The following is a 21731-nucleotide window of genomic DNA, read 5'->3' as shown; positions in this document are numbered from 1 at the left end:
TTGCTTAGCGCAATTTTAAAGTCATTAAGCCTAAAACTACCAGCATAATTGTGATAATCCAGAAACGAATCACCACTTGTGTTTCACGCCAGCCTTTTTTCTCGTAATGATGATGGAGTGGCGCCATTAAGAACACACGTTTGTTACGCATACGTAGTGAACCTATTTGTAAGAAGACTGAAATTGCTTCTACCACAAACACACCGCCCATAATGGCAAAGACGATTTCTTGACGAACCATCACTGCAATGGTACCGAGCATCGCACCTAAAGATAATGCGCCGACATCACCCATAAATACTTGCGCAGGATGGGCGTTGTACCAAAGGAAAGCCAAACCTGCGCCAATCATCGCTGCACAGATCACCACCAATTCAGATGAATATTTTACATAAGGAATATGCAGATAATTAGCAAAGCGTACATCACCCGCTAGATAAGCAAACACCCCCAAACCTGCTGCCACCAAGACGATTGGCATAATGGCCAAACCATCTAAACCATCGGTTAAGTTGACTGCATTGGATGCACCGTTAATCACCAAATAAGTAAAGATAATAAAACCGATACCCAGTGGAATCATCGACAGTGGAATCGAGATTTCTTTAAAGAATGGAATCAGCACATCCAACATAGACGCTGTTTGCGCTGCACTCGGTTGTAGAGTTGCAATGTAATACAGCGCGATACCTGCACCAATTGAACCAACTGAAGTCCAAAAGAATTTCTTGCGGGCTGGTAAACCGGCATTGTCTTTATAACGGATTTTAATCCAGTCATCGGCCCAACCTACGGCACCAAAAATGACCATTACTGCAAGCACAATCCAGACATAAGGGTTGCTTAAATCTGCCCAGAGTAAGGTGGAAATACCAATAGACAATAGAATCAGTAAACCACCCATGGTTGGGGTGCCCATTTTTTTGGCATGACCTTCAGGCGCAAAGCTACTGACCGCTTGACCGTATTTTAAGGCTTGTAATTTACGGATCATATAGGGGCCAAGCGCAAGCCCAATCCCAAGCGCGGTGAGGACACTTAATAGTGCACGTAGCGTTAAATAACGTACTACACCAAACGAGTCATGATAACTCGCTAAGTGTTCGAACAACCAGAGTAGCATTTACAGTTTCTCCATCAATTGCGCCATCAACGTTTCCATATGGGTATAACGAGAACCTTTAAACAGGAAACTCATGGATTGCGTTTGATGTGTTTCGACTAGACTAATTAAAAGAGGTAAGGCTTGTTCTTGAGTTAAGAAAGCCTGCATTTTTTTACCATATTGGGTACTGCGCGCACCTTCTTGTGCCGCAGGGGCAAATTCGCCCACTGCCACGACAAAGTTTAAGCCTTTGACTGAGACTAAATCGCGCCCCAGTTTGTAATGCTCAATCGCAGCAGCAGCACCTAGTTCACCAATATCACCAATCACCATCACGCGAATACCCTCTTGCTTCGCCAGCACTTCGGCAGCAGCACGCATTGAGCTTGGGTTGGCGTTATAGGTGTCATCAATAAATAAATGATTTTTATGTTGAATAAAGTTCAGACGACCTTTAGCACCTTGAGCTTGTTCTAAACCCTGTACAATGTCTTGTAGATCAATATTTAAAGCCAAGGCAAAAGCCACCGCAGCCAACGCATTTTGTACATTGTGCTCACCCGCAAATGGTAACTTCACTCGGCTAGTGCCTTGCGGGGTGTTTAAAGTAAATGTGGTTTCTTGGGGCTGTAAATCAATATCTGTGGCAAAGATGTCACCCCCGTGACCAAAACTTAAGATTTTTTCATTGTGTACGGCAGTTTGAATTTGTGCACTAAAGTCATCATCACTTGGGAAAATGGCTGTACCATCGCTGGCAATATGTGCGTAAATTTCCGATTTAGCACGGCAAATCCCATCACGACCACCAAACTCACCCAAATGCGCAGTCCCAATATTTAAGATGCCTGCCACATGCGGCTGCACTAAATTTGAGGTGTAATCAATTTCACCTTGATGACTTGCGCCCAATTCCATCACAGCATATTGATGCTCAGCACACAGCTCAAGCAACATCATCGGCACACCTAAATCATTATTTAGATTACCGCGAGTAATCAGCGTTGGGGCTAAGCGCGATAAAATACTACCCAGCATTTCTTTGGTGGTGGTTTTACCACTACTGCCCGTTAAAGCAATCACTTTAAGCTGCGGATTATGCTGACGACGATAAGCGCCCAAAGCACCCAAAGCCAAACGTGTATCACTCACCACCAATTGGTAAATATCGGCATCTACAGGATGACTGACTATCGCAACTTGGCAGCCCTGGGCAGCCACTTGTACAATAAAATCATGGGCGTCAAAACGCTCGCCTTTTAAAGCTAAAAAGGCATCACCGGCTTCGGCATGACGTGAATCCGTTAAAATACGTTTAATTGCGCCTTGTGGCACTTGGTTATTATGCCAATGCCCTTGGGTGGCTGCGGCAAGTTGTTCGGCTGTCCACGGCTCTAAAGGCACAGTACTGGTGGTTGAGGTATGCATGATGTTTTCCTATTGCGCAGGATAGGCACGATCGGCCTGCTGTGGCATGTTAAGCGCAGCTTGCACTTCAACAACGTCGTCAAACCAATGACGCACGCCATTAATTTCTTGATAATTTTCGTGACCTTTACCGGCAATCACCACAATGTCACCGGCTTTAGCCGTTTTAACTGCAAATTTAATCGCTTCACGGCGATCATGAATTTCATGCACACGATGCGCGCTAAAATCGATGCCGGCTTTCATGTCAGCAAAAATTTGCTCAGGATCTTCAGTACGTGGGTTATCTGAGGTAAGCAAGGCCACGTCAGCACCTTGTAATGCCGCTTGCGTCATCAATGGACGTTTACCACGATCACGGTCACCACCACAGCCAAACACGGCCCAAAGGTCTTGTGACACATGACGTTTTAAGGTTTGTAACACTTGAATTAAGGCATCAGGGGTGTGTGCATAATCCACCACAAATAAACGTTCGTCATCACGTATCACTTGCATACGACCCGGCGCACCTTTGAGCTGTGGTGCTGTTGCAATCAAATCACTTAAGGCAAAACCCGCTTGTTCAGCAGAGACCAATGCAGCGACTAAATTCTCAACATTAAAGTGACCCAATAACGGACTTTGCACCTCAAATTCAGCTTGTGCAGTCACTAGGCTAAACCTCGCACCACTTAAGCTATATTCGATATCTTTAACTTGGTAATCAGCTGCTTGTGTCGTTGAATAGGTCAGGATTTTAGGCTGCGCTGAATTGTTTTTGGCTGCTTGTAACATCACTGGCGCGTGTTCATCATCAATGTTGATAATCGCCACTTTGAGGCCAGAAAAAGCAAATAAAGCCGCTTTGGCCTCCGCATACGCTTCTAGCGTACCGTGATAATCCAAGTGATCACGACTTAAATTACTGTACGCGGCAATTTCAATATTTGCGCCATTTAAACGACCTTGTTCTAAACCATGCGAACTGGCTTCAATTGCTGCAAATTCAGCACCTTGCTGCGCATATTCATGCAAAGCTGTTTGCAAGTGTAAAGCATCTAAAGTGGTGTGCGAAGAGGCCTCAAGATTAGGTAAAATCCCATTCCCTGTAGTGCCCATAACAGCACATTTTTTACCTTGCAACATTAAAAGTTCAGCCACTAAACGCGAGATTGTGGTTTTACCATTGGTTCCTGTTACTGCCAAAATGCGTGCTGGGTTAACAGGCTGCGTCGCTTGTAAATATTGTTTTTGCCACTGGCCCATTAAATGACGCACATTGCTCACAACATAGCTATTGTCTAAGCCTAAATCCGTTTCAGCAATGACCGCCAAAGCACCTCGATCAAGGGCACTTTGCGCAAATTGCACAGTTTTTTCTGGTTGCGAAAAACTAGTCAGGGCAATAAAAATTTGCCCTGGCTGTACTTGACGACTATCTAATTGAAAGCCCTGAAAGGATTGTGTCATCCAAGCAGCGCTTTGGTCGATCGGATAAAGCTGTTGAAATGTAATTGACATTGCTCACCTATTTATTGGGCTTTTGGCTCTCTAAGGGTTTATCTAAAGGGACGTTAAGGAGACGTAAAGACTCTTGCATCACGCGGGCAAATACCGGTGCAGACACGGTACCACCGTAATAACTGCCTTTTGGATTTTCAACCACAACCACCATGGCTAAACGTGGATCACTCACAGGTGCTACCCCAGCAAATAAGGCGCGATATTCGTTGGTCGAATAGCCCTTACGATCAGCACGTAATTTGTGCGCTGTACCTGTTTTACCTGCAACACGGTAACCAGGAATATTAGCGCGTGTTGCGGTACCGCCTGGTTGAGTGGCTGTTTCCATCATCAGTAATACTTGATCGGCAATTTTTGCATCAATCATTTGCTCGCCTTGCGGTAAACCTTCAAGTTTGTACAAACTTAATGGCATTTTTTTACCTTTATTGGCTAGCATGGCATAGGCATCTGCCATCTGTAGCACGGTGGCATTTAGACCATAACCATAAGACATGGTGGCTACTTCAGACACGTTCCATTTACTTGGCGGCAAGATTAAACCCGCACTTTCACCTGGGAATTTGACTGCCGAACGCTGACCAAAACCTAAGCGTTTGTAGAAAGTAGGTAGCGTTTCATATGGCAAAGATAGGGCCAGTTTAGCCACACCCACGTTAGATGATTTTTGAATAATGCCACCTAAGGTTAAAGGGCCGTAGTTATGCGTATCACGGATAGTATGGTTACCTACACGCATGCTCCCCGGTGAGGTATTAACGACACTATTGACATTATATTTACCACTTTCGAGTGCCATTGCTACTGTCAGTGGCTTCATGGTCGAGCCCGGCTCAAAAGAATCCACTGCACCGCGGTTACGCATAGCATCTTTGTTTTCTAAGCCTTTTTTATCATTTGGGTTATACGATGGCCAACTTGCCATCGCTAAGATTTCACCAGTTTTGACATCTACTGCAATCGCAGTGGCAGAACGAGCATTATTGGCAATACCCGCAGCAGTCAACTCACGATACATAATGTACTGCAAACGTGAATCGATACTTAAGGTAATATTTTCACCATGTTCAACTTCACGTAGCACATCTGGATCTTTAACGCGATTGCCTTTTTTATCACGTAAAATACGTTGCTCGCCTGCCACACCGGATAAACGGCTATTGAGCTGCATTTCCAAGCCTTCAATTCCTGTACCTTCGCTATTGGTTAAACCAATAATTTGTGCACTTGGCTGCGGCTGTGGATAATAACGCTTATAATTTTTTTCGGTATATACGCCTTGGAAATTACGCCCGACAATCATTTCTGCTTGTGGTGGTGGCACTTCCTTTTTTAAGACCACATAACGTGAGTTTGGACGTTCATAAACCTTTTTACGTAGTTCAGCACGGTCCATACCAACGGCATCAGCCAGTTCATCCAAATTTAAGTTTTTGTCCGGCAACTGGCGCTTTAATTTGTTGTTGCTTGGATCAACAGCAAGTTTGGCTTTGGTTTCATCATAAAGCTTTTTATTTTCAAAATAATCCTGTGGATCAATCACCACATTCATGATTGGAGTACTAATCGCCAAAGGTACCCCATGACGGTCGCTAATTACCCCACGCATCGGCTTAATTTTTTCGGTGCGTACCATGTTGGCATTGGCTTTATTTTGTAAGAACTCTTTATCAATGATTTGTACAAAGAAGGCACGACCGACCAAAATCAGAAAAACAGCCAGCACCACGCCCCACATGAGGTAGAAGCGCCACATATCTACACTTAAAGTATTTTTTTCAGTAATAGACTGCTTTTTTTTCCGCGTAGGTTTTTTATGCGAATCGGCCATACTTATTGTTTCTGTTCAGAGTTCATCGGTAAAGAAATCACGACAGTTTGTGCTGCCGGAGGTGAATACATACGTAGTTGTGTCACTGCACGTGTGCCAATTTGCGCAGTTGCACCAAAGGTTTGTTGCTCAATCAGCAAACGCCCCCACTCAGCATTAAGCGCTTCTTTTTCGCGATTCAAGCTACTGAGCTGACGATAATCATGACGATATTCAAACACTTGAAATACCACCATCATGGCGCTAATAAAGACCAAAGCAATCAACAGCGCATAACTTAGATTACGCTTTAAAACTAATTTGGATTTAGGTTGATCGGCAATTTGCTCTTGGTTTTTCATTATTCGCCTTTAGCAACTAAACGTTCTGCAACACGTAACCATGCACTACGCGAACGAGGATTGGCTTTCACTTCCGCTTCACTGGCTTTAACACGGTCAATTTTCTTTAAACGACGCGTATCTTCGCGTTGTTGTGGCATTCCCCAACTATGGTCTTCTGCCAAAGTTGATTCTTTTTGAATAAATTGTTTGATTAAACGGTCTTCTAAAGAGTGGAAGCTAATCACCGCTAAACGACCGTGTGGTTTCAGCACATCTACCGCTTGGGGTAAAAATACCTCAACATCTTCTAATTCTTTGTTAATCGCGATACGAATCGCTTGGAAAGTACGCGTTGCAGCATGTTTATTTTTTTCCCATTTAGGATGCGCGACTTTAACAATCTCAGCTAATTCACCAGTTGTTGCAATATAACCTGCCGCTTTAATGGCTTTAGCAATACGACGACTATAACGTTCTTCGCCATATTGGAAAATAATATTGGCTAATTTTTCTTCTTCAATCTCAACCAACCATTCAGCGGCGGTAGGGCCTTTTGAATTGTCCATACGCATATCAAGTGGACCACTATGCATAAAACTAAAACCACGCTCTGCTTGATCAAGCTGCGGCGAAGACACCCCTAAATCAGCCATCACACCATCGACTTGATCAATCCCACGCGCAGCAAGCTCTTGTTTTAAATCAGCAAAGCTCGCATGAATAATCTCAAAACGCGGATCTTCTTGTTGCAGTTGATACGCTACTTCTAAAGCTTGCGGATCTTTATCAAAACCATAAACTTTGGCATTGGCATCGAGTTTTGACAGCAATAAACGGGTATGCCCACCGCGCCCAAAGGTGCCATCTACATAAATCCCTGTATTGCGCTCTGCAACTAAAGCATCAACGGTTTCGTGAAGTAATACAGAAATATGGGACATAGCACTCTTGAAATAAGCAAAATTGTAACTGCACATTATCACCTGCTTTTTGCCAAGCGCCAAACGACTTTTTGTAGGGAATTTTTATTTTTCATAGAGAAAACCGTTTTAGCTAAAAAAAGCCCCCAATTGGGAGCTTTTATGCAGCTTAAAATTAACGTCTAGAATTATAGATCTGATCGAAGATCGCGCCATTAACAAAATGGGTTTGCTGTGCTTTCGCCCAACCACCAAACACTTCGTCAATGGTAAAGGTTTTTAGTGTTGGGAATTGATGTGAATACTTGGCTAAAATCTCTGGGTTACGTGGACGATAGTAATGTCGTGCCGCCATGTCTTGACCTAAAGGTGAGTACAAGTAATTGATATAACCTTGCGCTAACCATTTGTTACCATTTTTCTCAACTGTACGATCCACAATAGCCACAGATGGTTCAGTTAAAATGGTCAATGATGGATAGACAATATCAAATTTACCTTTGCCCAAGGCTTTTTGCGTCACTAAAGCTTCATTTTCCCAAGTAAGTAATACATCACCAATGCCACGTTCAGCAAACGTCGTCATTGACGCACGCGCGGCTGAATCCATCACTTTAACATTGCGGTACATCTTACCTACAAATTCTTTGGCTTTAGCTTCATTGCCCCCTGGTTGTTTTAACTGGTAACCCCAAGCTGATAAATACACCCAACGTGGTAGACCACCTGTTTTTGGATTTGGAGTAATAATTTCTACACCTGGCTTGGTTAAATCGTTCCAATCTTTAATGCCTTTTGGATTGCCTTTACGTACCATAAACACAATCGCAGAAGTATAAGGGGCTGAATTGTGTGGAAATTCTTTTTGCCAACCTTTTTGAATCTGCCCGGACTTCACGATTTCTTCAATATCATTGGCAAGTGCCAACGTCACTACATCGCCTTTTAAACCATCAACCACAGAACGTGCCTGTTTACCTGAACCACCATGTGACTGTTTAAAGGCTACAGATAAACCGGTTTTGTCTTTCCAATATTGACCAAATGATTTGTTAAACTCGTCGTAAAATTCACGTGTTGCGTCATAAGATACATTCAAAAACTCACGGTCTGCAGCCTGTGCAGATGTGCCAAATGCTATACTACCGAGCAATAGCGCGGTACTTACCCAAGTCTTCAATTGCATTTTCATGGCAGCATTCATCCATTATCTATATTAGTGCTAAATATATGAAATATATTTATAAACTTCAATTCAAGCACTGTGCCTGATCTATGACTTTTAGCTTAAACACTTAAGTTAAAAGTATGTTTTTTATTAAAAAAATTATGATAAAACGCCTATATAGCTTTTTATGATTAATATATGCATAAAACATATATTAGACCCTATAGATTATTACATCATAACCTTGTGCTAAGGCTTAGTATATTTTTAAGCTTTGCTTATCTAAAACCAGTAAAAAAACAGTTCACTTGCATATTTTTGTAAAAATTGCTTAACTAAACAGCAGTTGTTACTTATCTTCACCTTATCTTCATAGTTGTTTGTTAAAAATTATTTTTATACCAAGAGTGTTAATTTTTGGTAACTATTGTGGTCGGGTTGTGTATGGACCACAAGGTAAATGCTTAACTTCGTTAGGCTTAAATTTTAATCATACACTTATGTTATTATGTTACGAAAGGGGACGTTAATGTTTAAACTTATTCCAGTATTGTTGGTCACGACCTTATTAAGCCATGTGCACGCAGCAGGACTGCAACCTAGCAGCAACAAAACTAAGTCAGCTGAAAAAAGCTCATTAATTGAAAAAGCACTCACGCAAAAACAAGAGAATCCAGATTTAAATGTTACCAGTTTAAAATTAATGACCACTATTAAAACCAAGCCAAGTCAAAGTATTTTAGCTGCGCAAAACCAAAGTTTCTCACGCTTTGTACAATCTTTATTCAGTTCAAATTCTTGAAAAAAATCGCCAAAATGCTTTATCCCTTTCAAAGCGTTTTGCTGATTAAAGCCCAATTAACGTAAATGTAATTGGGCTTTTTCGTTATAATAGCCTTTAGTTACTTTTCTAAAGAAAAAGAGTGTTATGACCGTTCGTACTCGTATTGCCCCATCTCCTACCGGTTTCCCCCATGTAGGTACTGCTTATATCGCATTGTTTAACCTCTGCTATGCTAAACAGCACGGTGGGGAATTCATTTTACGTATTGAAGATACTGATCAATTACGCTCAACGCCTGAATCTGAAAAAATGATTTTAGATTCATTACGTTGGTTAGGTCTAAATTGGTCTGAAGGTCCCGATGTAGGCGGTCCACACGCACCTTACCGTCAATCTGAACGTATGCATATTTATAAGCAATATGCGTTAGATTTAATTGAAAAAGGTCATGCATTCTACTGTTTTGCAACAGCAGAAGAGTTAGATCAAATGCGTATTGAGCAACAAGCACGCGGTGAAACTCCACGCTATGACGGTCGTGGCTTATTGTTATCTGAAGAAGAAGTACAGCGTCGTTTGGCTGCGGGTGAGCCACACGTCATTCGTATGAAAGTACCGACTGAAGGTACATGCAAGATTCAAGATTTACTGCGTGGCGAAGTTGAAATTCCATGGGCACAAGTCGACATGCAAGTGTTACTTAAAACTGATGGTTTACCAACTTACCATTTAGCTAACGTAGTCGATGACCATTTAATGCAAATCACCCACGTATTCCGTGGGGAAGAATGGTTACCATCTGCGCCTAAACACCAATTATTGTATCAATATTTTGGTTGGGATATGCCAGTGCTATGTCATATGCCGTTATTACGTAACCCAGATAAATCAAAACTCTCTAAGCGTAAAAACCCAACTTCTATTAACTATTACAAAGACATTGGTGTATTACCAGAAGCTTTGTTAAATTACTTGGGCCGTATGGGTTGGTCTATGCCTGATGAACGTGAAAAGTTCACTTTGGCTGAAATGATTGAAAACTTTGACATTCAACGTGTGTCTTTAGGTGGCCCAATTTTTGATGTGGAAAAACTCAACTGGTTAAATGGTCAGTGGATCAAAGGCTTAAGCCCTGCTGAATTACTCGATACTTTGTTGGCATGGAAAGCTGACCGTCAAACTTTAGAAGAGATTGCCGCAGCGATTCAGCCACGTATTAACTTATTGTCTGAAGCCGTAAATTGGTCAGCGCATTATTTCAACCACTTCCCAACTCTTACTAAAGAGCAGTTTGTCAGCAAAAAATTGACTGAAGAACAAGTGCGTCAAAGCTTACAATTTGCCATCTGGCGCTTAGAAAGCTCATTTACTTGGAATAACGACACCGTCAGCCAAATCCTCATGGATTTAGCCGCGCAAATGGAAATTAAACTACGCGACTTTATGCCTGCGTTCTTTATTGCCATTGCGGGCTCTACAGCATCTACACCTGTGATGCAAACCATGGTCACCATTGGTCCGGATTTGACTTTCGCACGCTTACGTCATGCCTTAGAAATTGTCGGTGCTCCAAGCAAAAAAGAGTTAAAAGCTTGGGAAAAACTCAATGAAAGCTTAAAGTTGCCTAAAAATGAAGCAACCAATCAAGCTTAATTAAAATAATAGTTGACGTGTGGTGTGTATATCCATAATATAGCCACCACACAGACTGGGGTCATAGCTCAGTTGGTAGAGCGCTACAATGGCATTGTAGAGGTCAGGAGTTCGATCCTCCTTGACTCCACCAAGTTCTTACCTGTGTTGCCTCACTTGTCCCTATCGTCTAGAGGCCTAGGACATCGCCCTTTCACGGCGGTAACCGGGGTTCGAATCCCCGTAGGGACGCCATATTTAAGATGGCGAACATGTCATCTTATAAAAAAGCTCAAGCATTACGACTTGGGCTTTTTTATTGCCTGTTATTTTGGCTTTCCTGTTAAAATACGCTATAGATTAAAATTATGGAGTTGCAATGCAATACCGTTGCCCACAATGCCAAAGCCCTAAAATCATGCCTGTTGCCGAAGTCGGCTCACCTGCTCCACGTCCTGTGGTGCCAAAAAGCTTAGTATTTTTAATCCCTTGTTTATTTGTATTGCTATTACTGGTCATTATTAGCATTGCAATGTGGATTTTTGGTGACGGTGCGGGTTCAACACTACAAGCCATTACAGTTGCAGTCTTTGTGCTGTGTTTAATTGCAGGTGTTATGTTCTATAAAGACTTACCTGACTTTAAATTATCAATGCAAGCCTTTATGCAGTCACAAAAGAAATGGAAATGCCGCGAATGCAGCCATGAGTGGCAGATCTAATATTTAATGTGAGTGTTCAACATGATCATGTGCCGCATGATCATGTCCTACATTACAATTAAATTGCTCAATTTGTAAGGTACTTTGGTTAATGGCATAAGTGTATTGCAGTAAATGCAGCGCCTCTTGATATATTTTTTGCGGATCAGCATTTGGCGCATATAAGTGCACTGCCAGATGAATATTCTTAGAGCTAATAGCCCATACCTTAAGTTGATGGATCTCTTCTACCCCCTCTAAGGCCAATAAATCAGTGTGCAAACGTTCAATATCAATCTCTTCAGGCACACCTTCCAATAAAATATGAATACTCTGCTTTAACAGCAACCATGTCCGTGGTAATACCCAAAAACCAATCAACACCGCAATCACTGTGTCAATCCACATCCAACCGGTAAAATAAATCACAATTGCAGCAATAATCACCCCAACCGAACCAAGCGCATCACTGAGCACTTCCAAATATGCTCCTTTGACATTTAAGCTTTCTTGGCTACTTGAAAATAAAATCCGCATTGAAATTAAATTAACAATCAGTCCTAAGCTAGCCACGATCAACATGCCCATGGTTTGAATTTCTGCAGGTTGGTTAAAGCGCTGATACGCTTCGTAGACAATATAAATTGCCACCGCAAATAACATTAAGGCGTTAAATAGCGCGGCTAGAATTTCAAAACGCTGATAACCAAAGGTGCGTTTATTATCGGCTGGTAGTTTGCCAATTTTAATTGCCAGTAAGGCAATCGCTAGGGCTGCTGCATCAGTAAACATATGTGCAGCATCAGATAACAGTGCCAAACTTTGGGTGATCAGTGCTGCAATCAATTCTACAATTAAAAAACTAGTGGTGAGAACCAATGCAATGGTGAGTTTTTTGGCATTTTTTTCTGTCACCATGGCATGACTATGATTGTGCTCGTGTGAGTACCCCATCCGCCACCTGCCTATCGCCTATAGAGTTGTATTAACATAACAAGGATCAAAAATTTATAGCGCAGTATTTGTGTTAATTTCCTCTGCTCAGCCTGTATCAATGAGTCACACATTGCATTGCAAGAGCAAATTTTTTATGTCCTTGATTAAATAATTTATTATTTGATTTGTTTCATTCTCCAGTCTTTCTTCACTAAAAACAACAAAATAAATCATTTAAAAAATATGAAATCGCTTAAATTATTAGAAAAGGATTTAATTCGGTGCAAGTATGAAAACAATAAAACAAATGCTTGATACATTGCTCTACCCACATCATGCAAATATAGACCTAAAAGACATGGAAGCCATGCAGGAATACAATCAAGGGCAATATTTCGCCAAATTAGCACTAGAGCACCAGCGCGAGTTTTTGAGCAAAAAATTACCCTATGATGTCTCGCATTTAGATCAGCGGAATGCCATGTGGAATTTTTTAAGTGCTGCACTACGTGGTCATGCGCAAGCACAATATGAGTTGGGTATGGCCTACTACACAGGTCACTTAGGTTTAGAGCGCGACTATGTACAAGCTGAAGAATGGCTGAAACGTGCCGCAGCATGTGGCCATGTAGGTGCTCAAGAACAACTTAATGAGATCTATCAATTGATAGCTTTTTCTTAACACAAAAAAACCAGCCCAAAGGCTGGTTTTTTAAACTGCGCAAAAATAAAACTTAGTTACCAATTTTACGGTATTTTTGACGCTTAGCCACTAAGTCATCACCGTCACGTTTACGACGGTATTCTTCAAATTCAGCATAGTTACCTGTAAAGAATTCAGGCGTTTCACCTTCAAATGACAAGATGTGTGTTGCAATACGGTCTAGGAACCAACGGTCATGCGAGATCACCATGACTGTGCCTGGGAACACCAGGATTGCATCCTCAAGCGCACGTAAAGTTTCGATGTCCAAGTCGTTTGATGGTTCATCGAGTAAGATCACGTTAGCACCCATTTGTAGGATTTTGGCAAGTTGTAAACGGTTACGCTCACCACCTGACAATTGACCTACACGTTTTTGCTGATCTTGGCCTTTAAAGTTAAAGCGACCAATATATGCACGTGATGCAATTTCGTAATCGCCAATACGTAAGATATCTAGACCGCCAGACACTTCTTCCCAAACAGTTTTGTCGTTATCTAAGGTGTCACGAATCTGACCCACATAAGCTACTTTAACTGACTCACCTAGAACCACAGAACCTGTGTCTGGTTGTAACTCACCGGTCATCATACGGAATAGTGTCGTTTTACCTGCACCGTTTTCACCCACGATCCCCACAATGGCACATGGTGGAACAACGAAAGATAAATCTTTGTACAGGGTACGATCACCAAACGATTTGCTGATGCCTTCTACTTCTACAACCTTGTTACCCAAACGTGGACCAGGTGGAATGTAGATTTCAGAAGTTTCGTTACGTTGTTGGAATTCACGCGAGTTAAGTTCTTCAAAACGCTCCATACGCGCTTTGTTTTTCTTTTGCTGACCTTTGGCATTTGAACGAACCCATTCAAGTTCTTTTTTCAATGCTTTAGCAAAAGATTCTTCTTGCTTCTGTTCTTGTTCTAGACGCGCGTTCTTTTGCTCTAACCAAGAAGAGTAGTTACCTTGGTATGGAATACCCATGCCGCGGTCAAGCTCAAGAATCCACTCAGCCACGTTATCTAAGAAGTAACGGTCGTGGGTAATGGCAACAATAGTACCTGGGAAGTCTTTTAAGAAACGCTCTAACCAAGATACAGAAGACGCATCTAAATGGTTCGTCGGTTCGTCTAGAAGCAACATGTCTGGCTTAGATAATAGCAAACGACACAGTGCCACGCGGCGACGCTCACCACCAGACAACTTAGAAACGTCTGCATCCCAAGCTGGTAAGTTTAATGCTGCAGCAGCTTGGTCCATTTGGTTTGCAAGGTTATGTGCATCCCAAGCATGGATAATTGCTTCTAGCTTTTCTTGTTCTTTAGCAAGTGCGTCAAAATCAGCATCTTCTGCTGCATATTCTGCGAATACTTCGTCAAGACGCGCTAAGGCATCAAGTGGCTCACGTAAACCATCTTCAACGTTACCACGAACGTCTTTTGAATCATCTAAAGGTGGTTCTTGTTCAAGGTAGCCGATTTTGATACCTGGTTGTGCACGAGCTTCACCAGAGAAATCTTTATCTACGCCAGCCATAATACGAAGCAAAGTAGATTTACCTGCACCGTTTAAACCAAGTACACCAATTTTTGCACCTGGGAAGAATGATAAAGAGATGTCTTTTAAGATTTCGCGTTTCGGCGGAACCATTTTCGACACACGGTTCATCGTGTAAATATATTGGGCCACGCAGGACTCCTCAATAGTAAAACCAAACTGGGGATATAAATTAATCAATCCCCATACTCAAGTGAGCAGAAAAAATAATCGCCCATTATACGATGAAAGTCCTGAAAACATAAGGCATATCCAAGAAGTTCACGACTTTGTTGTAAATATCTTTTTGCTTATTTATTCATCGTTTTATTTTGCCATTATTTCATCCTGATCAGGCAAAAGACTATGTTGCAAATCATGTCGATTTTTCATTGACTGTTCATCTGCATAGGCTTTAATAGTCGCAAGATCAGGCGTAAATGGGGGGATCGCAATACTCAAATTGAGATTTCGTTTTATTTTAACTGTCGAAATTTAGGCTCAGTTTTTGCATTCTTCATCAGCCCATGGCTGAGAATCGTTATAACATTCAGTATTTTTTGTGATAGAGATGGCTTTTTTCTTTAAATACACTATGATTTGCGTAAAACCAGCATCAGCGATCAATGACTTCTATGCAAAATAATGTCATAAAAAACAATAGTTCATTTTAAAAATAGGTTGGGAAGCACTACTGTGAAGGCAAAGTTGGAAAATTTATTAAAAAAACGTATTAATGGAAAAGTAATTTTAGTCACGGGTGCGTCAAGTGGCATTGGTCTAACCACAGCACACAAGTTGGCAGATGCAGGCGCTCATGTTCTATTATTGGCGCGTACCCAAGAAACCTTAGAAGCCGTAAAAGCTGATATTGAAGCACGTGGGGGACAGGCTTCAGTGTATCCATGCGATTTAAACAGTTTAGAAGACATAGATGCTGTATCTGCACAAATTTTGGCAGATGTTGAGCATATTGATATTTTAATTAACAATGCTGGGCGCTCAATTCGCCGTGCTGTGCATGAATCTCTCGATCGTTTTCACGATTTTGAGCGTACCATGCAGCTGAATTATTTTGGCTCAGTACGTTTAATTATGAACTTATTGCCAAAAATGATGATGCGCCGCCAAGGGCATATTATTAACATCAGTTCTATTGGTGTATTGGCCAATGCAACGCGCTTTTCGGCTTATGTGGCCTCTAAAGCGGCGCTGGATGCCTTTAGCCGCTGCCTATCTGCTGAAGTGCACTCACATAACATTGCCATTACTTCAATTTATATGCCTTTGGTACGCACGCCAATGATCGCGCCAACTAAGATCTATAATTACGTACCGACTTTATCGCCTGAACAAGCCGCTGATTTAGTCGCCAATGCGATTCTCAAACGTCCGAAGAAAGTCGCCACATGTTTAGGTTATTTAGCCTCTATGACCTATGCAGTTGCGCCAGATGTAAATAATAAATTAATGTCGATTGGTTTTAACCTCTTCCCAAGCTCTAATGCCTCGGTCGGGAAACCGCAAAAACTTAATTGGGTGCAAAAAGCATATGCCCGTCTCTTCCCAGGCGAGCATTGGTAAAATACAAAAATGCCAGTCTAAGACTGGCATTTTTTTACGCTTTATAAGGCGCTTTTATTGTGAAATTTTAACTACGGAGCGCGAATTTAAATTTTAAAATGCCCTGCTTGTCGCATTGCTATTGTGACTCATAACTTGCCAATTCAACTTAAAAGCCTTATTTTTCTTAGCGATTGATTGAACTTATACATCTGATGACTGGGTATTTCCTGCTTGATGTTGACGATTTTCAGCCAATTTTTATGTATGTTTAGGCATATAAATTGGATTAACTCCTACCTATAAATGATTGAATTTTAACTATGAAGTGGCACATTATTTTGGTTTATGCTTTTTTGGCATTTGCTCTGTTTTTGGGGTATGGCATTATTCGCAGTATCTATTTACAAGATTATGAACTTATGGAAATTGTCGCTGATGTCGGCGCCATTTTGATTTGTTTAGATTTAGCAGCCTCAACGTATTTCTTAAAAATTGTGAAACACCCAACCGAAAAAACTGCCACGCAAGTACCTAAGGTACATCGTGTTGTAAAAGTGACACGTAAAGTCGGTCACTTTGGGATTATGTTGATCATCTGTGGTTGGGTGGTTCCAATGCTATAAAAAAGAGCGCTGCCGCGCTCTTTTCTTTTACTCATCTAAAAAATGGACTTGTCCGGTTTTCACATCATAAATTGCCCCCACAATGGCAATCTTGGCTTGATCATGTAACTGTTTAAGTACTTGGCTATGTTGCAAAATATAGCCAATGTTATACAGCACGTTCATCCGCGTGACTTGATCAATAAAAGCAGGGCTTAAATCACGTGGTTGCATCAAGCCATGTACGCTATTGACTGATTCCATTAAGGGTCCGAGCACGTATTGAATATGTGGCATGCCCTCAACATCTTCAATGTTTTGATTGCTTAAACGTAACTGACAGGCACTGGTTACCGCACCGCAATCGGTATGCCCAAGTACAACAATCACTTTGGCGCCTTTGGCTTGGCAGGCAAATTCTAATGAACCTAATACCTTGTGCCCCGCAACATTGCCTGCAATGCGTAAACTAAATAGATCACCAATACCTACATCAAAAATCATTTCTGTTGGAGCGCGTGAATCCATACAGCCCAGGACGGCGGCAATCGGATGTTGACCTTCATCTGCAGTGACACGAATTTGACGATAGATATCACGTTGTAAACGATCGTTACTTACAAAGCGCTGATTCCCCTCTTGTAAGATCGTCAGCACCTGTTGCGGGCTTAAATTGCGTTGTACATCAGCCGTTGCAATATCAATATCTAATACCGCATCATCAATATCAGCATAATGCTGTTTAAAGCCAATCAGTTTTAAATCAATTTTGCGCTGCACGGCAGTTTCACTCTGGTAATCCTGAATCACATCGTAAATATCAGGATCAATACTATGACAATGAGTGGCATCAATAATCAATTGTTCATGCTTATGTACATGCTCTAAAGCAGTAATTAAGCTAGAACGGTTTAAGAAGGTCACCTGTGAAGGCAACTCAATTCGCGTCACAACACCATGTAAATGCTTTTCTTTATAGACACGTACGCCCTTATGTAAATTGCCATACAGAATAAATCCTGCACTGACTGCCAGGCCAATTAAAATCCCCATTAATAGGTCGGTCAATAAAATCGCCAATAAGGTAATAATAAACGGTAAAAACTGTTTCCAACCTTTCGCCAGCATTTGCTTAAACAATTTAGGATGGGTCAGTTTAAAACCAGTAATAATCAAGATCGCTGCCAGTGCAGACAACGGAATCATATTCATCAGCGGTACAAAAAACATTACTGCCAGTAATAATAAAATCCCATGCGTGATGGTTGAACATTTACTGCGTGAACCAGCATTGGCATTTACCGAACTGCGCACAATGACCGAAGTTAATGGCATACCACCAATAAAGCCCGATGCCATGTTGCCCACACCTTGCGCCCATAATTCACGGTTAGGTGGTGATGAGCGTTTATAAGGATCGAGTTTATCTGCTGCTTCTAAATTCAGCAGGGTTTCTAAGGAGGCCACCACAGCTAAAGTGATTGCACCTGTATAAATCAGCGGTTCAGCTAAATAGCTCCAGTCAGGGAAAGTAAATACTGCACTCGGATCAGCGAATACATTGGGTAATTGAATTAAATTTTGACTTTGAATACCAAGTCCTAAGGTCTGCGTTAAAAAAAAATTTAAGACCGCTGCCAGTAATACCGCGATTAAGGCAGATGGCAATAGCATTTTTTTTAACGGACTCGCATCCCAAGTCAGCATAATCAAAAGGCTAAATAGGCCAATTGCAGCTGCACTAGAGTCAATCTGTGCCATAGACAACTCAGGCAAATTACGCCAACTAAAATCAGTAATTCCAAACAAATACGGAATCTGACTTAAAATAAGAATCACACCAATGGCTGCCAATAAACCCAAAATCACGTTATTCGGGACAAAATTGGCAAAGAAACCTAATTTAAATACGCCAAACAACAATTGCAGTACACCGGCAAAAATAACCGATAATAAAAAGGCGGCATAATTGCCGCCTAATTGTTCTAACTGCATTAAGATCACTGCTGTTAAGCCTGCAGCTGGCCCTGCAACACTAATGTGTGAGCCACTTAACATCCCTACCACAATACCACCAATAATACCGGCAATAATACCCGCCATAATCGGTGCGCCAGAGGCTAAAGCAATACCTAAACACAGCGGTAGTGCCACTAAAAAAACCACTGTACCAGACAGTAAATCCTTAAGATGAAACTTACTTTTTTCTGCTAAATTCAACATAATAATTAACCATTTATAATAAATATCGAGTCTCAAAAAATATCGACTCAAAAGTTGTTAGGCTTTTACCCTCCAAAAACCCATGCTTAATATGCGTGATTTTTAACCTTTTTTTATAGTTCATTTATGCTGTTAAATTGTGTGATTTTTATACTTTTTTAATACCCTTCAGCTTCACTTCAGTTAACTTTGTTATGTTGACCAATTTTTAAATATTTAGCTTATTTTAGAGATAAAAAAACCTCCCCAAAGGGAGGTTTTTGTTTAGCAACGAAAGATTATTTCGAACCTTTAATCCCTGCTTGTAACAACAGCGCACCTAAACCACCAATTTTTTGCTCTTGTGGTTTTTGGTTCTGTGGTTTTTTCGCTTGTGGGCGCTCGCCTTGCGGACGCTCACCACGGGCTTGTTGTGGACGTTTTGCTTGTGGCTTACGTTCAGTACGTTGCTCAGTTGGCTCACGGCGTGGACGTAGTGCTTTTACTGGCTGTGAACCTTCCGGACGCATCGATAAATTTACGCGGTTACGTTCAGCATCAACATTAAGTACACGAACTTGCACGATTTGACCTGGTTTCACCACTTTATGCGGATCAGCCACAAACTCATTCGCCAGTTCAGAAATATGCACTAAACCATCTTGATGCACACCAACATCTACAAAAGCACCAAAATTAGTGACGTTGGTGATCACACCTTCTAAGGTTAAACCTTCAGTCAGCTGTTTAACATCAGTAATGTCATCACGGAATTTAGCTGTGCGGAATTCTGGACGTGGATCACGACCCGGTTTTTCAAGTTCGCTCAGCACGTCTTGAATCGTTGGTAGACCAACTTTATCATCCACAAATTCTTCAGGATTCACTTGGCGAATAATTTCTGCATTACCAATGATGTCTTTTACTGTTGTACCTTTAGCAGCAACAATTTTAGCGACTAAAGCATAACTTTCTGGATGCACTGCTGAGGCATCAAGTGGTTCAGAACCCTCTTGAATGCGTAAGAAACCTGCCGCTTGTTCAAAGGTACGCTCACCTAAACGTGGTACGTTTTTCAGGGCAGTACGCGCTTCAAAGCGACCATGCTCTTTACGGTATTCAACAATTTGCTGAGCAATGGCTTTGTTTAAACCCGCGATATAACCCAAAATTGCTGCAGATGCAGTGTTAACATCTACACCCACGGCGTTCACACAGTCTTCAACCACAGCATCAAGAGTTTTGGCTAAACCAGTTTGATTCACGTCATGTTGATATTGACCCACACCAATCGATTTAGGCTCAATTTTTACCAGTTCAGCCAGTGGATCTTGTAAACGACGTGCGATAGAAACCGCACCACGAATCGATACATCTAAATCTGGTAATTCTTGTGAAGCCAACTCAGAAGCAGAATACACCGATGCGCCTGCTTCAGACACTGTAACGCGAGTTAAATTGAGGTCGCTGTTGGCTGCCATCATCTCGCTAATCACGCTTTCAGTTTCGCGGCTTGCTGTACCATTACCAATAGCAATTAAATCAACATTAAATTCACGACACAGACGTGCAAGTTCAGCAATTGCTCCTGCTTTGTCATCTTTTGGTGCAAATGGATAAACCGTGCTATGGGCAACCACGTCACCTGATGCATTGACTACTGCCAATTTCACACCGGTACGAATGCCAGGATCAACACCTAAAGTAGTGCGGCTACCTGCAGGTGCAGAAAGAAGCAGATGACGTAAGTTTTCAGCAAATACATTCATCGCCTCAGATTCAGCACTTAAACGTTTATCAGTTAACAATGAATGTTCAATACTTGGACGAACTTTGCCTAACCAAAACAGTTGAGCAGTTTGTTTAAGGAACGCTTGACGTGCTTGTGGCTGTACTGCATCTAAATTGTATTCAGTTTCAATACGTGCGATTGGCGCAGTATCTTCACCATCCACTTTTAAACCCAACACGTTTTCTTGACGACCACGTAACATGGCCAATAAACGGTGTGACGGCACTTTGTTTAAATTTTCAGAGAAATCAAAGTAATCACGGAATTTCTTACCGACTTCTTTTTTCTCTTCAGACGCGACCGCGCTTTTCAATACAGCAGTTTTGGCAAACATGGCTTTTAACTCAGCAGTTAAAGCAATGTTTTGTGCCCACTCATCAATAATGATGTGTTGAATAGCGTCAAGTTGGCTGTCTAAATCCGCATAGTTTTCATGACTATAGCCTGCGAGTGCTGCAGCTGGCTCAATCTCTTGACTTAGAATTTGTGTTGCGATGTCACCAAGACCGGCCTCTTTGGCTTTAAACGACTTCGTTGTACGTTTTGGACGGTATGGTGCATAAATTTCTTCTAATGCATTCTTAGTTTCTGCCGCATTGACACGCGCTAATAAATCATCAGATAGTTTATTTTGTTCTTTGAGTGATTCGATTACTTTTTCGCGGCGCTCAAACAAATCACGTAAATACGATAAACGCGTATCGAGTTGGCGTAACTGCGTATCGTCTAAGCCTTGAGTTACTTCTTTACGGTAACGCGCAATAAATGGAACGCTGGCCCCTTCATCAATCAGCTTAATGGCAGCTTCGACTTGATTTGGACGTACGGCAATTTCTTTTGCCAACTGCTGAACTAAGTCAGTCATCGTGTTGATCCCACAAGGATAAGTACTAAATGCCATGATTATAAAGACCAAGACTATAAAATCCACATTTGTTTTCGTAAATTTATGCTTGGTTGTTCTTGCCAATTTGGTATAGTTTTATTTAAGCG

General features: G+C 41.5%; 17 protein-coding genes and 2 tRNA genes. 8 read left to right on the top strand and 11 right to left on the bottom strand.

The genetic code is table 11. The features are described from left to right. Window positions 1-4: 4 nt before the first annotated feature. The 7 genes from mraY to AC5YCI_RS10955 form a co-directional block, all read right to left on the bottom strand. Window positions 5-1123, bottom strand: a complete 1119-nt coding sequence (gene mraY / locus AC5YCI_RS10985) for a phospho-N-acetylmuramoyl-pentapeptide-transferase (RefSeq protein WP_496129963.1) — start codon at window positions 1121-1123, stop codon at window positions 5-7. Then, entirely contained in the window at window positions 1124-2533 is a 1410-nt protein-coding gene (locus AC5YCI_RS10980; RefSeq protein WP_496129964.1) for a UDP-N-acetylmuramoyl-tripeptide--D-alanyl-D-alanine ligase, read from the bottom strand. 9 nt (window positions 2534-2542) lie between these two features. Next, entirely contained in the window at window positions 2543-4036 is a 1494-nt protein-coding gene (locus AC5YCI_RS10975; protein ID WP_496129965.1) for a UDP-N-acetylmuramoyl-L-alanyl-D-glutamate--2,6-diaminopimelate ligase, read from the bottom strand. A 7-nt stretch (window positions 4037-4043) separates the two neighbouring features. Next, window positions 4044-5870: a penicillin-binding protein PBP3 gene (gene ftsI / locus AC5YCI_RS10970; RefSeq protein ID WP_496129966.1), complete on the bottom strand. Its 1827-nt coding sequence runs from the start codon at window positions 5868-5870 to the stop codon at window positions 4044-4046. A 2-nt stretch (window positions 5871-5872) separates the two neighbouring features. After that, window positions 5873-6211, bottom strand: a complete 339-nt coding sequence (gene ftsL / locus AC5YCI_RS10965; RefSeq protein WP_496129967.1) for a cell division protein FtsL — start codon at window positions 6209-6211, stop codon at window positions 5873-5875. Continuing rightward, window positions 6211-7134, bottom strand: coding sequence for a 16S rRNA (cytosine(1402)-N(4))-methyltransferase RsmH (rsmH, locus tag AC5YCI_RS10960; RefSeq protein ID WP_496175520.1), 924 nt, complete (start codon window positions 7132-7134; stop codon window positions 6211-6213). The genes ftsL and rsmH overlap by 1 nt, the downstream gene beginning before the upstream one ends. A 154-nt stretch (window positions 7135-7288) precedes the next feature. Next, on the bottom strand, window positions 7289-8305 hold the full coding sequence (locus tag AC5YCI_RS10955; protein ID WP_496129969.1) for a sulfate ABC transporter substrate-binding protein: 1017 nt from the start codon (window positions 8303-8305) through the stop codon (window positions 7289-7291). 505 nt (window positions 8306-8810) lie between these two features. Here AC5YCI_RS10955 and AC5YCI_RS10950 point away from each other — a divergent pair. The 5 genes from AC5YCI_RS10950 to AC5YCI_RS10930 all read left to right on the top strand — a co-directional run bounded on the left by AC5YCI_RS10950 (window position 8811) and on the right by AC5YCI_RS10930 (window position 11418). Then, the gene (locus AC5YCI_RS10950) at window positions 8811-9083 is read left to right on the top strand and encodes a hypothetical protein (protein ID WP_496129970.1); all 273 of its coding nucleotides are present in this window, start codon (window positions 8811-8813) and stop codon (window positions 9081-9083) included. A 126-nt stretch (window positions 9084-9209) separates the two neighbouring features. Then, window positions 9210-10718 (top strand): glutamate--tRNA ligase, encoded by a 1509-nt coding sequence (gene gltX, locus AC5YCI_RS10945; protein ID WP_496129971.1) that lies wholly within the window; start codon window positions 9210-9212, stop codon window positions 10716-10718. 57 nt (window positions 10719-10775) lie between these two features. Then, window positions 10776-10851 (top strand) — tRNA-Ala (locus AC5YCI_RS10940). Window positions 10852-10876: 25 nt separating this feature from the next. Then, a tRNA-Glu gene (locus tag AC5YCI_RS10935) sits at window positions 10877-10952 on the top strand. A gap of 124 nt (window positions 10953-11076) precedes the next feature. Beyond that, on the top strand, window positions 11077-11418 hold the full coding sequence (locus AC5YCI_RS10930; RefSeq protein WP_496129972.1) for a hypothetical protein: 342 nt from the start codon (window positions 11077-11079) through the stop codon (window positions 11416-11418). 3 nt (window positions 11419-11421) lie between these two features. Here AC5YCI_RS10930 and AC5YCI_RS10925 read toward each other — a convergent pair whose 3' ends face one another. Then, complete coding sequence (locus AC5YCI_RS10925) at window positions 11422-12351, bottom strand: cation diffusion facilitator family transporter (RefSeq protein WP_496129973.1); 930 nt, start codon at window positions 12349-12351, stop codon at window positions 11422-11424. 271 nt (window positions 12352-12622) lie between these two features. Between AC5YCI_RS10925 and AC5YCI_RS10920 the strand changes: the two genes are divergently transcribed. Then, window positions 12623-13015 (top strand): tetratricopeptide repeat protein, encoded by a 393-nt coding sequence (locus AC5YCI_RS10920; RefSeq protein ID WP_496129974.1) that lies wholly within the window; start codon window positions 12623-12625, stop codon window positions 13013-13015. Window positions 13016-13067: 52 nt separating this feature from the next. Here AC5YCI_RS10920 and ettA read toward each other — a convergent pair whose 3' ends face one another. Then, window positions 13068-14729, bottom strand: a complete 1662-nt coding sequence (gene ettA, locus AC5YCI_RS10915; protein ID WP_496175519.1) for an energy-dependent translational throttle protein EttA — start codon at window positions 14727-14729, stop codon at window positions 13068-13070. 543 nt (window positions 14730-15272) lie between these two features. On the opposite strand from ettA, the gene AC5YCI_RS10910 reads away from it, so the two are divergent. Together AC5YCI_RS10910 and AC5YCI_RS10905 are read left to right on the top strand one after the other, a co-directional pair. Beyond that, window positions 15273-16160: an SDR family NAD(P)-dependent oxidoreductase gene (locus AC5YCI_RS10910; protein WP_496129976.1), complete on the top strand. Its 888-nt coding sequence runs from the start codon at window positions 15273-15275 to the stop codon at window positions 16158-16160. Window positions 16161-16462: 302 nt separating this feature from the next. Further along, window positions 16463-16765 (top strand): hypothetical protein, encoded by a 303-nt coding sequence (locus AC5YCI_RS10905; RefSeq protein WP_496129977.1) that lies wholly within the window; start codon window positions 16463-16465, stop codon window positions 16763-16765. Between the two features lie 27 nt (window positions 16766-16792). On the opposite strand, the gene AC5YCI_RS10900 is transcribed toward AC5YCI_RS10905, so the two are convergent. Both AC5YCI_RS10900 and AC5YCI_RS10895 read right to left on the bottom strand, forming a co-directional pair. Continuing rightward, window positions 16793-18973, bottom strand: a complete 2181-nt coding sequence (locus AC5YCI_RS10900) for a SulP family inorganic anion transporter (RefSeq protein ID WP_496130002.1) — start codon at window positions 18971-18973, stop codon at window positions 16793-16795. 272 nt (window positions 18974-19245) lie between these two features. Continuing rightward, the gene (locus AC5YCI_RS10895; protein ID WP_496129979.1) at window positions 19246-21603 is read right to left on the bottom strand and encodes a Tex family protein; all 2358 of its coding nucleotides are present in this window, start codon (window positions 21601-21603) and stop codon (window positions 19246-19248) included. Window positions 21604-21731: the final 128 nt, after the last annotated feature.

Source organism: Acinetobacter sp. CY17, assembly GCF_059515825.1.
This window is presented reverse-complemented; position numbering and strand designations above follow the sequence as displayed.

What these genes read in the sequence shown, in the direction of transcription:
- gltX (WP_496129971.1), top strand. Translation starts at nt 9,210, where the DNA reads ATGACCGTTCGTACTCGTATTGCCCCATCTCCTACCGGTTTCCCCCAT.
- rsmH (WP_496175520.1), bottom strand. Translation starts at nt 7,134, where the DNA reads ATGTCCCATATTTCTGTATTACTTCACGAAACCGTTGATGCTTTAGTT.
- AC5YCI_RS10920 (WP_496129974.1), top strand. Translation starts at nt 12,623, where the DNA reads ATGAAAACAATAAAACAAATGCTTGATACATTGCTCTACCCACATCAT.
- AC5YCI_RS10905 (WP_496129977.1), top strand. Translation starts at nt 16,463, where the DNA reads ATGAAGTGGCACATTATTTTGGTTTATGCTTTTTTGGCATTTGCTCTG.
- ftsI (WP_496129966.1), bottom strand. Translation starts at nt 5,870, where the DNA reads ATGGCCGATTCGCATAAAAAACCTACGCGGAAAAAAAAGCAGTCTATT.
- AC5YCI_RS10925 (WP_496129973.1), bottom strand. Translation starts at nt 12,351, where the DNA reads ATGGGGTACTCACACGAGCACAATCATAGTCATGCCATGGTGACAGAA.
- AC5YCI_RS10975 (WP_496129965.1), bottom strand. Translation starts at nt 4,036, where the DNA reads ATGTCAATTACATTTCAACAGCTTTATCCGATCGACCAAAGCGCTGCT.
- AC5YCI_RS10955 (WP_496129969.1), bottom strand. Translation starts at nt 8,305, where the DNA reads ATGAAAATGCAATTGAAGACTTGGGTAAGTACCGCGCTATTGCTCGGT.
- AC5YCI_RS10950 (WP_496129970.1), top strand. Translation starts at nt 8,811, where the DNA reads ATGTTTAAACTTATTCCAGTATTGTTGGTCACGACCTTATTAAGCCAT.
- AC5YCI_RS10930 (WP_496129972.1), top strand. Translation starts at nt 11,077, where the DNA reads ATGCAATACCGTTGCCCACAATGCCAAAGCCCTAAAATCATGCCTGTT.
- mraY (WP_496129963.1), bottom strand. Translation starts at nt 1,123, where the DNA reads ATGCTACTCTGGTTGTTCGAACACTTAGCGAGTTATCATGACTCGTTT.
- AC5YCI_RS10980 (WP_496129964.1), bottom strand. Translation starts at nt 2,533, where the DNA reads ATGCATACCTCAACCACCAGTACTGTGCCTTTAGAGCCGTGGACAGCC.
- ftsL (WP_496129967.1), bottom strand. Translation starts at nt 6,211, where the DNA reads ATGAAAAACCAAGAGCAAATTGCCGATCAACCTAAATCCAAATTAGTT.
- AC5YCI_RS10895 (WP_496129979.1), bottom strand. Translation starts at nt 21,603, where the DNA reads ATGACTGACTTAGTTCAGCAGTTGGCAAAAGAAATTGCCGTACGTCCA.